The following is a 13,440-nucleotide window of genomic DNA, read 5'->3' as shown; positions in this document are numbered from 1 at the left end:
CTCGGGCATACCGTTGTCCCAGTCGGCCGGAAGGGTCACGCTCGCAGTGGTGTGGTGTAGCCGGTCTGGTCGGTGATCCAGGTGGCGGCGTCTACCCGGTCGGCGTCGCTGCCGGTGGTGCAGGGTGCACGCCCACGTCGGCCGCACTCCCCCGGCCCAAGCCGCGCTGCTGGTCGTACGCCCGGCCGTACCCTGCCGAGGGCCTGAGACACCGCTCGCGGATTCCCCGGCGACCGGAAGGTGCGCGCGCTTAGGGTCGGCACATGCGACTGAGTACCGTGATCCTTCCCGTCCGGCGGTGGCACGACGGGGGCCGTGAGCAGTGGGTACGGGCCGAGCGGCTCGGCTTCCACGCCGCGTACACGTACGACCACCTGTCCTGGCGGAGCCTGCGCGACCGCGCGTGGTTCGGGGCGATACCGACCCTGACGGCCGCCGCCGGGGTCACCGAGCGGCTGCGTCTCGGCACCATGGTGACCTCGCCCAACTTCCGGCATCCGGTCACCCTGGCCAAGGAGCTGATCTCGCTCGACGACGTCTCCGGCGGCCGGATCACTCTGGGCATCGGCGCCGGCGCCGCCGGGTACGACGCGACCGCGCTCGGGAAGGAGGCCTGGAGCCCGCGCGAACGGGCCGCGCGGTTCGAGGAGTTCGTGCCGCTGCTCGACCGGCTCCTGACCGAGGACGCGGTCAGCCACGACGGCACCTACTACTCCGCCTCCGAGGCCCGCACCATCCCCGGCTGCGTCCAGCGCCCCCGTCTGCCCTTCGCCATCGCGGCGGCGGGCCCCCGTGCGCTGCGGGTCGTCGCCCGCCACGGCCAGGCGTGGGTGACGATCGGCGACATCAGGCTCTGGCAGACCGGGACGGCCGAGCAGTCGATGGAGGCGATCCGCGAGCAGTCGGCCCGGCTCGACGACGCCTGCGCGGCGGAGGGCAGGGACCCGGCCGGGCTGGAGAGGATCCTGCTCACGGGGCTCACCCCGGACCGGCCGCTGGCCTCTCTGGACGCGTTCGTGGACTTCGCCGGGAAGTACGCGGCGCTCGGCTTCACCGAGATCGTCGTCCACGCGCCCGTACCGGACTCGATGTTCGACACCTCGGAGGAGGTCTTCGAGCGGATCGCGACGGAGGGACTCGCCCAACTCGGCGGTAACTAGGGGAACTCCGGGGCTGGCACGAACGTGCTTGGCCGGGTGTGGCCAGCGTCGCAACGTCCAAGGTGGGCCGGGTGGCGGCTCCCGCTACGGGGGGCCCCATCCGGCCTGGCCTGTTGGTGCAACGCGGCATGTACTGACAGTGACACGGCGGCCAGCCAGTATTTCTCTCGAGCGCCACAGCGGCCGGTTCATCCGATACGGCCCTCGCCATCGCTGGTTCCCGATTTCCCGAAGGAATAACGTGAAGAATTCCCAGCTTTCCGTCGCCCGGTTCGTCGTCGCCGCCGCCGCGGTCGCCGCCGTCGCCGCCCCGTTCGCCGTCCTCGCCGACGGCACCGGCCGCGCCGGCGCGGCGGTGACCGCCACCACCGACGCCCCGGCTTCGGACGCGAGCGTCACCGAGAGCCCGGAGCCCGGCTTCGGCTGGGGCTGATCGGCACCCGCCACCGAGCGAAGCACGTCCATGTATGCCGCCGTCGTCGTGTTCAAAGCCGGCGCCGACCAGGCCAAAGCCTCCGTCAGCAGCGCCTCGCTGACCGACGCGTTCTGGGCGCACGCGCAAGCGGACGACGGCCTGGAGCACGTACGGACCGCGGACCGCGCCGACGGCTTCTCGGTGGTGCTCTTCATGCATGGGGGAGACGAGACCGAGGTGGCCACATCCGCGCTCGCCCTGTGCTGGCGCCTGGTGATGGTCATGCCGCCCCTGGCGGGCTGGTATGTCGATTCCTGTGTCGTGCGCGGCGCCTGGCGATAACGGCGGCCACACGGATGCGGAATTCCGTCGGCCCCGACCGGGTCGATCGCCGCAGCAGAATTGCCCGGAGGAAGAGTGAGCATCTCCCTGAATCTGCCGGAATCCCTTTCTCTCGACGTCCTCGACCCGGACGCCGACGACGCGACGACGGTGTGCCTCCCCGTCCGCGCGCTGCGGTTCGGGGACTCGCCGCGCGGCGGCGGGCTGAACGACGCGCACTGCCGCATGCTGGCCGCCGCCGGGGACACCCTGCCCCCGGTCGTCGTGCACAGCCGCACCATGCGCGTCGTGGACGGCAACCACCGGGTGCGGGCCGCCGTGCTGGGCGGCCGGCAGGAGATCACGGCCCGGATGTTCGAGGGCACGGCCGACGAGGCGTTCGTGCTGGCCGTGCGGCTGAACACCCTGCACGGCCGCGGCCTGCTCCTGTCGCGTACCGACCGCACCGCCGCGGCGGCGCGCCTGGTCACCACCCACCCGCACTGGTCCAACCGCATGATCGCCTCCCTGACCGGCCTGTCGGCGGGCACCATCGGCCGCATCCGGGGCCAGCTGACCGCCGAGTCCGGCGGCGCGGTCGTACGGGTCGGCAAGGACGGGCGGGCGCGGCCCGTGGACGGCTCCAGCGGCCGGATGAAGGTCTACGAGCTGCTGATGAGCGACCCGACCGCGTCCATCCGCGACATCGCGCAGCGCGTCGGCGTCTCCCCGTCGACCGTGCACGACGTACGCAAGCGCGTCCTGGCGGGGGAGGAGCCGGTCTCCCGGCGCCGCCGGGCGCAGGCCGAGGACGAGACCGAGCAGGACCGCACCGTTGCGCCGCGCCCGCAGCCCGAGCCGGAACGGGAGGCGCCCGCCGACCCCGCGGCGATCATCGCGGCGCTCACCAAGGACCCGTCCCTGCGCTACAACAACATCGGCCGGCGGCTGATCCGCTGGCTCGACGGGTGCCGGCGCGGCGTGGCCGAGTGCCCGGAGATCGCCGAGCGGGTGCCCTCCCACAACATCGACCCGGTGGCGGCGCTCGCCCGCGAGTACGCCCACGCGTGGCTCGACTTCGCCACCGCGCTGGAAGAGCGCAACCGCGACGCCTGCTGACCGCCGTCCGGCAGGCGCACATGTCCGCGGCGGCCACTCACCATCCCGTGACCGGTCCCACAGGCCGCCGGGGTGCATTCTCGGAAGGGTATTCCATGGCTGACATGACCGAGGCATTCGCCGAAATAGAGGACATCAGGGCGAGCCTCCCCGAACGACAGTTCCTGCGGGACGAGACCGAACTCAAGGAGCTCTCCCGTCAACTCGGCTCCAGCCGTGCGCTGCGCGGTGTGCCGGCGGTCGAGGCGTTCCTCGACGACCTCGCCGTCTTCGAACCGGGAAAGCGTCTGGAGGCGACGAAGGCACACATCAACAACCGGCGCGACAACGTCATCTTCTCGCTCTTCGACGCCTCGTACTTCCCGCGTCTGAACCTCGACTGCCTCACGTACGACACGCTGCCGACCGACCCGTACCTGGCCGAGCGTTACGCCAGCAACACCATGCCCGTGAACATCACGGGAAAGACCACCGGATTCGGCTCCCGGGTCGTCGTGGCGCTGTTCCCGGAGAACCACATCGACGGCATACAGAAGCCGGACGACCTCATCTTCTACTTCATCGACAAGTTCCTGGAGCGGCACAACAGGATCACCCGTCTCCTCATCGACGAGGTGATGGAGCCGGGCAGCTTCCCGCAGATCCAGGGCGCCTCCGACCGGAAGGTCGAGCAGGCCTCGTCCTGGTGGGTCCGGCTGCACGAGTACCACCACCGCCACGGCGACATGCCGATCCCGGAGTACCTCTCGGCGAAGAAGCTGAAGCCGCTGGCCGGCCTGGAGGAACTGCGCGTCGACGTCTCCGGCATGCTCGTCTGCCTGCACGACACGAAGCTGCCGCGCGAGGAGGCGCGGGCCGCGTACGAGTTCATCCTCGCCGAGCGTCTGCTGCGCTACGCGGTGGAGGGCATCCCGCGCCCGAACTACGACGCGGTCGCCTCCCAGTTGCTCTTCAACTATCTGGAGGGCAACGGCGGGATCGGTCTCGTCGACGGCCGCATCCGGCTTACCGAAAAGCTCCCCGACGTGCTGCGCGATTTCCTCTCGGAGATCGAGCGCATCGAATCCGGTATCCACCGGGACCCGGTCGAGGTCGTGAAGCAGCGCCTTCTCGACTTCACCAACCGGTACACCGACTACGACACCGAGTCGCGCGACTACCGGCACATTCCCTACTTCGCCGAGGTCAAGAACCGACTCGGCGTCTGAACAACGTCACCGGGCCGGAGTGTTCGACCGTGCAGCACAGTCGATCACACCGGCCGATCAGTGCGGGCATCATCAGGAAATCGCCCTGCGTAAGAGCCGACTGTTCTAGAGGAGTAGTTGTGAGAAACGAAGGCGCGGCCCCCGAGGGCGAGGACCTGGCGGGAACGACCGCGGAACGCCCCTACGACCTCCTGGGCATAGGATTCGGCCCTTCCAACCTGGCTCTCGCCGTGTGCGCCCGTGAGCAGAAGCTGCCGCTCTCCTGCCTGTTCGTCGAGCGCCGCGAGGGCGTCGCCTGGCACCCCGGCATGCTCATCGACGGCGCCCGGATGCAGATCTCCTTCCTCAAGGACCTGGTGTCGCTGCGGAACCCGGCCAGCCCCTACTCGTTCCTCCAGTACACCAAGGCCAAGGGGCGGCTGGAGCGGTTCGTCAACCTCAACGAGTTCCGGCCGACCCGGATCGAGTACGACGACTACCTGAAGTGGGTCGCCGAGGACTTCCCCGACCAGGTCCGCTTCGGTACGCGGGTGAACCACGTGACGCCGGTGACGGCCGGCGGCGGCACCCTGTCGCTCTTCCGCGTCGAGACCGAGGAGGTCGCCACCGGCCGGCGCACCACCCACTACGCCCGCAACGTCGTCCACGCGGGCGGCGGGCGGGCGGGCCGGCCGGACGGTGTCGCCGACGTCTCCGCCGTCATCCACTCCAGCGAGTTCCTGACCCGCTTCCCGGAGCGGTTCAAGGACCACGACGCGCCGTACCGGTTCGTGATCGCCGGCGGCGGCCAGAGCGCGGGCGAGATCGCCGAGTACCTCCTCCACCACTACGACCGGGCCGAGATCCACCTCGTCGTCTCCGGGTACACCCTCCAGCCGACCGACAACAGCCCCTTCGTCAACGAGCAGTTCTACTCCGGCGGCGCCGAATCCTTCTACCGGATGGCGCCCGAGCACCGCGCGGTCGTCGCCGCCCAGCTGCGCGACGCCAACTACGGCGTGGTCCGCGAGGACCTGCTGGAGCGGCTCTTCAACACCGACTACCTCGACGAGGTCAAGGGCCGCCGACGGCTGCACATCCACTCCTTCTCCCGCCTCGGCGAGGTCCGCGAGGACGGGGACGGACTGGCCGCGACCCTCCACGGGCGGCTGGAGGAGCGCCCGGACGAGGTGCTCGCCTGCGACGGCGTGGTCCTGGCCACCGGCTACGACCGCTCGCTCGACCCGGAGATCTTCGCGGACGTGCTGCCCCACCTCGTCACGGAGGAGGCCGGCGCCGGTGTCTCCCTCACGCGCAGCTACCGGGCCCGTACCGGCTCCGAGCTGCGCGCCGGGCTGTACCTCCAGGGCTTCGGCGAGGCGCAGTTCGGCCTCGGTGACACGCTGCTGTCACTGCTGCCGTTCCGCTCCAAGGAGATCGTGGACGACATCGCCGACCGGGTGCCGGCCCCGGCGGGCATCGGCGGCTGCCCGGTGATGTCGCCGGGCGCGTCCGGCCGCCCGGCCGTCTCCGCCCCGGCCGGCGCGTCCGGCACCGCCGCGTACCCGCCGAGCTGGTACCTGGAGCACGACCGGGAGAAGCTCTACGCCCTGATGGAGCGGTTCCGCTTCGCCACGCTGATCTCGGCGCGCTCCGGCGACGAGCCGTTCGCCACCCACCTGCCGCTGATCCTCGACCGGTCCCGTGGCACCAAGGGCGTCCTCTTCGGGCACCTGGACCGGGCGAACGAGCACGCCTCGCTCATCGACGGCCGCCGCATGCTCGCCGTCTTCCACGGCCCCAACGCCTACATGCCGCCGGACCTCTTCGCGAGCGACCCGCTGCCCACCTGGAACTCGATGTCCGTCCACGTGCGCGGCCGGGTCCGGGTCATCGAGGACCGGGACACGCTGGTGCGCGGTCTGATCGGGATCGCGGAGCACTCCGAGCCCGACAACCGGCTGCGCGGCGACGACCCGCGCATCGACCGCATCATCGGCGGCATCCTCGGCTTCGAGTTCGAGATCGACGAGATCGTGGGCCGCTTCAAGCTGTCGCAGGACCGCGACGAGACCGACCGCCGGCACGCCGCCGTCGCCCTGGCCCGCGCGACCGAACGCGGCGAGCGGGACTTCATCGAGTACGCGGTGGGGCTCAGTCTCCTCACCGAGGACGCCCCCCGGGACCTGGCCGACCGCCCCCTCCTCCCCATCGCCATTGGAGGCATTCATGAGTGACACGACACTGACCCAGGAGCGTTACTTCGTGGTCCGCAACCACGAGGAGCAGTACTCGGTCTGGCGCGCCGACCGCGAGCTGCCGCAGGGCTGGGAGCCCGTCGGCGAGGCCGCCGCGAAGGAGGAGTGCCTGAGCCGGATCGAGGAGCTGTGGACCGACATGCGGCCGCTCAGCCTCCGGACCTTCATGGAGGGGGACCGATGAGCGGGACGCAGCTCCGGGACGTCTCCACCAACGCCTCGCCGATCTTCACCCTCTTCGACGCCGAGACGGTCGACGAGCTGACCCGGGACCACATCCTGCGGCTGGCCGTCGGGGTGCTCGGCGCGGTACGGATCCGCGGCTTCTCCTCCGAGGAGGAGTGCGCCGACATCATGGAGGGCCTGGACCACCGCGAGTTCGGGGCCTACGACGAGAACCTGATCTTCCCGCCCATCGCCAAGATCGGCCCCGCCGCGTACGACTTCTACGGCGCGCACACGCTGACCGACGAGTACTGGAAGACCGCGGACGAGGCGCTCCGCCTGCGCGGGAAGCTGCACCACGGCTCGGACCCGATGGACCTGGCCGTGGAGCGGGTCAGCCGCGCCTGGGGCGACGAGGTGGTGCCCGCCCGGTCCAGGGGCCGTGAGATGTTCGCGGGGATGATCCGGGAGATCCCGAACGGCGCCAAGCTCCACTTCGACGAGATCGTCCGGGAGTTCCCGGGCATCCTCGACGAGACCCCGGCCAGTTTCCTCACCCTCAACTGGTACCTCTCCATGCCCGAGCAGGGCGGCGAGACCCGTGTCCACCGGCGCCGCTGGCGGCCGGCCGACGAGCCCTTCCGCGACGGCTACGGCTATGACGAGAAGGTGATCGAGGACGAGCCGGTGGCGGTGGTCCGCCCGCGCACCGGCGACGCGGTGATCTTCGACTCGCGCAACCTCCACGCGGTCAACGAGATCGGTGGCGAGGGCCGCCGGGTCAGCCTCTCCTTCTTCCTGGGCGTGACCGGGCGCGGCCCGCTCCAGGTCTGGTCCTGAAACACCCCTACCCATGAGCAGAGTGATCACATGCGACTCAGCCAAGAGCAGGTGCGGCAATTCCGGACTCAGGGCTACCTGATCCTCGACGGGTTGTTCAGCCCGGAGGAGGCCGAGGCCCTTCAGGACGCCTTCCAGCGCGACTCCCTCATACCCGGTGACCACCGTGTGGCCGAGCAGGACGGCGGCGAGGTGCGCGCCGTCTACGCCTCCCACACCCGACAGCCCGAGTTCGCCGCCCTGATCCGCACCCCGAGGGTCCTCGGCCCGGTGCGGCAGCTCCTCGGCGGCGAGGCGTACATCTACCAGTTCAAGATCAACGCGAAGGCGCCCTTCTCCGGCGCCGGGTGGTCCTGGCACCAGGACTTCGCCGCCTGGCAGATGGCCGACGAACTGCGCCTGCCCCGGCTCGTCAACGTCGGCGTCTTCCTCGACGAGGTCAACGAGTTCAACGGGCCGGTGATCTTCTGCCCCGGCTCGCACCGCGACGGCCTGGTGAAGAAGGGCCGGGCGGCCGGCCCGGCCGCCTCCGAGCAGCACGTCGACCCGGAGGACATCGCCCTCACCCCGGCGGACATGACCGGGCTCGTGGAGCGCCACGGCCTGGTCAGCGCCAAGGGCGCCGCCGGCACCGTCGTCCTCTTCGACCCCGAGATCGTGCACGGCTCCGCGACCAACATGGCGCCCTTCCGGCGCCGGCTGCTGATCGTGACGTACAACGACGTCACCAACGTGCCCAAGCCGGCGGGCGAGCGGCGCCCCGAGTACGTCGTCGGCCGCGACACCGCGCCGCTGGAGCTGACCGACCAGGAGATCGTCCCGGCCCTGGAGGTGCTGGTATGAGCGTCGGACGCGCCGTCGTCCTGGCGGAGTTCGGCCGGCCGCTGGAACTGAGGAAGTTCCCGGTCCCGCCGGCACCGGAGGGCGGCATGATCGTCGCCAGCCGGTACGGCGGGGTCTGCGGCACCGATCTCCACCTCCAGCAGGGCCACCTGGAGGTCCCCACGCCGCTGGTCCTCGGCCACGAGGGCCTCGGCACCGTCCACGAACTGGGCGCCGGCGCCGGCACCGACGTCCACGGCACGCCGCTGCGCCCCGGCGACACGGTGATGTGGGCGTCCTCGATCGCCTGCGGCAGCTGTGTGCCCTGCCGGATCCACCGCGAGCCGACGCTGTGCGAGTACCGCCGCACCTACGGCGTGAACCGGCCCACGGACCAGGAGCCGGGCCTGTCGGGCTCCTGGGCCGAGTACATCTGCCTGCGGCCCGGCACGACCGTGGTGAAGGTACCGGACGGCGTCGACCCGGTGGCCGCGATGTCCTTCGCCTGCGCTGGCCCCACCATGGTCCACGCCCTCTACGAGCGGCGCCCGGTCCGCGTCGGCGAGACCGTCGTCGTCCAGGGCAGCGGCCCGGTCGGCCTGGCCGCCACCGCCCTCGCCCAGCTCTCCGGCGCCGCGCGGGTGATCCTCGTCGGCGGCCCCGGCAAGCGCCTCGCCACCGCCGCCGAGGCGCGCGTCGGCGACCACCACGTCAACATCGTGGAGGCCGCCGATCCCTCCGCCGCCCTCGCCGAGGTCATGGAACTGACCGGTGGCCGGGGCGCGGACCTGGTCATCGAGGCCACCGGCGCCCCGGCCGCGATCGACCAGGGCCTGCGCCTGGCCCGGCGCGGCGGCTCGTACCTGGTGGTCGGCCAGTACACCGACAGCGGGGACACGACGATCAACCCGCACCAGATCGTCCACCGCCAGCTGGACGTGGTCGGCTCCTGGGCGTTCACCGGCGCCCACCTCGTGCAGTACGTCGCGCTGCTGCCCGCGCTGGTACGGCGCTTCGACCTGGCGCGGCTGGTGACCAGCTACCCCCTGGAGGACCACGGCAGGGCGCTGGCGGACGTCGCCGCCGGAGCCGTGATGAAGGCCGTCCTCGTCAGCTGAGCCGGCCCCCGGACCGCACCCACCCCACGCAGCCCACCCACGGCCGCGGCGCGGTGCCGCGGCCCGGAACGAGGGAAGTACGCATGGCGACCCCGCCGAGCACCCACCAGCCCTGGCAGGCGGCCCTGGCCGGCCTGCCGGAGAAGATCGACCTGCCCGGCCTGCGCCGGCCCGACCAGGCCGGCCCGCCCGGGACGGCCACCGCCGAGTGCCGGCTCGACCCCGGGCTCGGCGGGGCGATGACCCGCCTCGCCGGGGAGGCGGACGGCGGCGCCACCCTCGCCACCGTCTTCACGGCCGGCGTCGCCGCGCTGCTCACCCTGCTGCGCGCCGGTGCCGATCTGCCGCTGGCCACCGCCGCGGCCGCCACGCCCACCGGCGTCCGGCTGCTGCGGGTGGCCGGCTCGGCCGCGACGGACTTCCGCGCGCTGATGGCGGCCGTCCGCGCCGGCGAACGGGCCGCCGCTGCCCAGGACGGCGTCCCCTTCGCCGAGATCGTACGGGCCGTCGACACCGCCCGCGGCACGCCCGGCCTGCCGCTCTTCCAGGTCGGCACGGCCGTGGACGCCGCGCCGCCCGCCCCGGGGCCGGGCCGCGACCCGGGCGAGCTGTGGTTCACCCTGCACACCACGGACGGCGCCGCGGGGGCCCGGCCGCACGTCCGGCTCACCTACCCGGTCGCCGCGCTCGACCGGGCCGCCGCCCAGGCCCTGTGCGACCGGCTCGTACGCGTCCTCACCCGCGCCGTGCGCGCGCCCGGCGCGAGGCTCGACACCATCGACTGCCTGCTGCCCGGCGAGGCCGCCGGCCTGATCGGCGAGGGGTACGCGGGCCCCGTCCCCGACGCCACCCTCGCCGGGTGGTTCGAGGAGCGGGCGGCACGCTGCGCCGACGCCGTCGCCGTCGTCGACGGCCCCCGGCGCGTGACGTACGCGGAACTCAACGCGCGCGCCAACCGGCTGGCCCGGACACTGACGGCGGCCGGGGCCGGCCCCGAGCGCGTCGTCGCGCTGGTCCTGCCCCGCTCGGAGCTGTCGGTGACCGCGTTCCTCGCGGTGCTCAAGACCGGTGCCACCTATCTGCCCGTCGACCCCGAACTCCCGGCCGAACGCGTGGCGTTGATGCTGGAGGACGCCGCGCCGGTGGTGACGGTCACGGACGCCGGGCACGCCGGGCTGCTGCCCGCCGGGGCCGCCCCGCCGCTGCTCCTCGACGCGGAGCTGTCCGCCTGCGCCGGGCAGAGCCCGGACAACCCGGCCGAGGCGGAGCTCACCGCTGTCGTCGGCGGCGGCACCCCCGCCTACCTGCTCTACACCTCCGGCTCCACGGGCCGCCCCAAGGGGGTCCTCATGACGCAGGAGGCCGTCCGCAACCTCATGGCCTGGCACCTGGACGAGATCCCCAGCGAACCGGGCCGCGTCACCGTCCAGTTCACCTCCGTCAGCTTCGACATCTCCGTCCAGGAGATGCTCTCGGCGCTGCTGTCCGGCGCGACGCTCGCCATCGTCCCCGAGGACGTGCGGCGCAGCCCGCAGGACTTCGCGCCCTGGCTGGAGGAGCACGGCGTCACGGACCTGTTCGCACCCAACGTCGTGATCGAACTGGTCTGCCAGGCCGCGCTGGAGCAGGGCCGCACCCTGCCCGCCCTCACCCATGTCGCACAGGCGGGCGAGGCGCTCGTCCTGAGCGAGGCCGTACGGGAGTTCTTCCGGCTGCGGCCCGGGCGGCGCCTGTACAACCACTACGGCCCCACCGAGACGCACGCCGTCACCTCGTACGTCCTGCCGGAGGACGTGGCCGCCTGGCCGGCGGCGGCGCCCGTCGGGACGGCCGTGTGGAACACCTCCGTGTACGTGATGGACGAGGCGCTGCGGCTGGTGCCGCCCGGTGTCGCGGGCGAGCTGTACGCCTCCGGGGTCTGCCTGGCGCGCGGCTACTGCGAGCGGCCCGGCCTGACCGCCGACCGCTTCCTGCCCGACCCGTACGGCCCGCCCGGCGCGCGCATGTACCGCACCGGTGACCTGGTGCGCCGCCGGCCCGACGGTGCCGTCGAGTACCTCGGCCGCACCGACCACCAGATCAAGATCCGCGGGATGCGCGTCGAACTCGGCGAGATCGAGGCCGCGCTGCGCGCCGCACCCGGGGTGCGCGACACCGTCCTCGTCACGGCCGGGGAGGGCGGCACCCGGCGCATCGACGCCTACCTCGTGCCCGCCCCCGGCGCCGACGCGCGGGCCCTGGGCGCCGCGACCCGCGCGGAGCTGCGCCGGACGCTGCCGCCCGCGATGGTCCCGGCCTCGTTCACCGTGGTGCCCGAGTTCCCGCTCAACTCCAACGGCAAGGTGGACCGGCGGGCGCTGCCCGAGCCGGTGTTCGGCGGTCCCGACGAGGCGGACCGGCCCCGCACCCCGGAGCAGGAGCGGCTCGCGAGGATCTTCGCCGAGGTGCTCGGGCTGCCCGCCGTCGGCGTCCACGACAGCTTCTACGACGTCGGCGGGCACTCGCTGCTCGCCGCCGAACTCACCGTCCGCGTCCGCAAGGAGTTCCGGGTGGAGCTGTCGCTCGGCGACGTCCTCGGCAACCCCTCGGTCGCCGAGCTCGGCGCGCTCCTGACCCGCGTGGAGCCGGCCCGCCCGCCGGTCGTGCCGCGCACCGGCGACGCGCCCGCGCCCGCCTCCTTCGCGCAGCAGAGCCTGTGGGTCCTCGACCAGCTGGAGGGCGCGAGCCCCCGGTACAACGAGCCGCTCGCCCTGCGGCTGACCGGGCGGGTCGACGTACCCGCGCTGCGCGGCGCCCTGGCCGACGTACTCGACCGCCACCACGTGCTGCGCACGGTCCTGACCATGGAGGACGGGCAGATCGTCCAGCGGGTCCTGGACGGCCCGGCCGCCGTGCCCGCGCTCGGCGAGACCGCCGTCGCGGCGGACGGCCTGGACGCGGCGCTGCTCGCCGCGGCCCGTGTGCCGTTCGACCTGGCGCGCGACCTGCCGGTGCGGGCGACGCTCTTCCGCCTGGAGGGCGTGCGGGAGGACACGTACGTCCTGCTCGTCGTCATGCACCACATCGCCTGCGACGGCGTCTCCCTCCCCACCTTCCTGCGCGACCTCGCCGCCGCCCACAACGCGCGCACCGCCGGCGCTGCCCCCGACTGGGCGCCGCTGCCCGTGCAGTACGCCGACTACGCCGTCTGGCAGCGCGATCTGTTCGCCTCCGACGGGACCGGGCCGGCGGCGGCGCTGCGCCGGCAGTACCGCTACTGGGAGCAGAAGCTCGCCGGGCTGCCGGCCGCGATCCCGCTGCCGCTGGACCGGCCGCGGCCCGCGATGCGCTCGGGCGAGGGCGCGGCCGTGCCGTTCTCCGTCCGGCCCGCCCTCCACCGCGCCGTCCGTGCCCTCGCGCAGGGCCGGCGCACCACCACGTTCACCGTGGTCCACGCGGCGCTGACGGCGCTCCTCGCCGAGCGGGGCGCGGGCGACGACGTCGTGGTGGCGGCGGTCGTCTCCGACCGGGGCGACCCGGCCCTGGACGATCTGGTGGGCTTCTTCGTCAGGACGCTCGTCCTGCGCGTCGACGCCTCGGGGAAGCCGGACTTCGCGGAGCTGCTCGACCGGGTGCGGGAGACCGACGTGGCCGCCTTCGCCCACCAGGACCTGCCGTTCGAGCACGTCGTGGAGCTGGTCAACCCGGCCCGCTCGCTCGACTGCCACCCGCTGGCGCAGGTGATGCTGGCCTTCCAGGTCGAGGAGGCGGAGCCGCCCCGGATGACCGGGCTGACCGTCCGGCACGAGCCGGTGGAGCTGGGCGTCGCCAAGTTCGACCTGTGCTTCAAGGTCGTGGAGCGGTTCACCGCGGACGGCGAGCCGGCCGGCGTGGAGGGGCTCCTGGAGTACGCGACCGATGTCTTCGACGCGGAGACGGCCGCCGCCCTGACGGCGGACCTGGCCGGCTTCCTGGAGGCGGGCGCCGCCGGCTCCGCCTGAGCCGCCGGCGGCACACGACCGAGGGCCACGGCGTCGACGCCGTGGCCCTCGGTGC

Annotated in this window: 11 protein-coding genes; all 11 read left to right on the top strand. The window is 72.8% G+C overall.

Annotated features, from left to right (window positions below; all coding sequences use genetic code 11):
• Window positions 1-263: 263 nt before the first annotated feature.
• The 11 genes from AB0947_RS01830 (at window position 264) to AB0947_RS01780 (ending at window position 13,385) form a co-directional block, all read left to right on the top strand.
• A complete protein-coding gene (locus tag AB0947_RS01830) occupies window positions 264-1,160 on the top strand; it encodes an LLM class flavin-dependent oxidoreductase (RefSeq protein WP_366748308.1) in 897 nt (298 codons plus the stop codon).
• Window positions 1,161-1,401: 241 nt separating this feature from the next.
• The gene (locus AB0947_RS01825) at window positions 1,402-1,593 is read left to right on the top strand and encodes a hypothetical protein (protein ID WP_366748307.1); all 192 of its coding nucleotides are present in this window, start codon (window positions 1,402-1,404) and stop codon (window positions 1,591-1,593) included.
• Between the two features lie 30 nt (window positions 1,594-1,623).
• A complete protein-coding gene (locus tag AB0947_RS01820; RefSeq protein ID WP_366748306.1) occupies window positions 1,624-1,917 on the top strand; it encodes a hypothetical protein in 294 nt (97 codons plus the stop codon).
• A gap of 75 nt (window positions 1,918-1,992) precedes the next feature.
• Window positions 1,993-3,015 carry an AsnC family transcriptional regulator gene (locus tag AB0947_RS01815; protein ID WP_366748305.1) on the top strand — a complete coding sequence of 341 codons (1,023 nt, stop codon included), beginning with the start codon at window positions 1,993-1,995 and terminating at the stop codon, window positions 3,013-3,015.
• Between the two features lie 104 nt (window positions 3,016-3,119).
• Entirely contained in the window at window positions 3,120-4,223 is a 1,104-nt protein-coding gene (locus AB0947_RS01810) for a DUF6421 family protein (protein WP_366748304.1), read from the top strand.
• A 119-nt stretch (window positions 4,224-4,342) separates the two neighbouring features.
• The gene (locus AB0947_RS01805) at window positions 4,343-6,439 is read left to right on the top strand and encodes a SidA/IucD/PvdA family monooxygenase (RefSeq protein ID WP_366748303.1); all 2,097 of its coding nucleotides are present in this window, start codon (window positions 4,343-4,345) and stop codon (window positions 6,437-6,439) included.
• Window positions 6,432-6,644 (top strand): MbtH family NRPS accessory protein, encoded by a 213-nt coding sequence (locus AB0947_RS01800; protein WP_366748302.1) that lies wholly within the window; start codon window positions 6,432-6,434, stop codon window positions 6,642-6,644. Before AB0947_RS01805 ends, AB0947_RS01800 begins: the two co-directional genes overlap by 8 nt.
• Window positions 6,641-7,465: a putative 2OG-Fe(II) oxygenase gene (locus AB0947_RS01795; protein ID WP_366748301.1), complete on the top strand. Its 825-nt coding sequence runs from the start codon at window positions 6,641-6,643 to the stop codon at window positions 7,463-7,465. The genes AB0947_RS01800 and AB0947_RS01795 overlap by 4 nt, the downstream gene beginning before the upstream one ends.
• Before the next feature lie 30 nt (window positions 7,466-7,495).
• Window positions 7,496-8,308, top strand: coding sequence for a phytanoyl-CoA dioxygenase family protein (locus AB0947_RS01790; protein ID WP_366748300.1), 813 nt, complete (start codon window positions 7,496-7,498; stop codon window positions 8,306-8,308).
• Window positions 8,305-9,405 (top strand): zinc-binding dehydrogenase, encoded by a 1,101-nt coding sequence (locus AB0947_RS01785; RefSeq protein ID WP_366748299.1) that lies wholly within the window; start codon window positions 8,305-8,307, stop codon window positions 9,403-9,405. The genes AB0947_RS01790 and AB0947_RS01785 overlap by 4 nt, the downstream gene beginning before the upstream one ends.
• A gap of 83 nt (window positions 9,406-9,488) precedes the next feature.
• The gene (locus AB0947_RS01780) at window positions 9,489-13,385 is read left to right on the top strand and encodes an amino acid adenylation domain-containing protein (RefSeq protein ID WP_366748298.1); all 3,897 of its coding nucleotides are present in this window, start codon (window positions 9,489-9,491) and stop codon (window positions 13,383-13,385) included.
• The last annotated feature ends 55 nt before the right edge of the window (window positions 13,386-13,440 follow it).

Source organism: Streptomyces sp. NPDC047841, assembly GCF_040704085.1.
In the GTDB taxonomy this organism is placed as follows: domain Bacteria; phylum Actinomycetota; class Actinomycetes; order Streptomycetales; family Streptomycetaceae; genus Streptomyces; species Streptomyces argyrophylli.
Note: the sequence above shows the minus strand (reverse complement) of the source record. Positions and strands in the feature narration are given on the sequence as shown.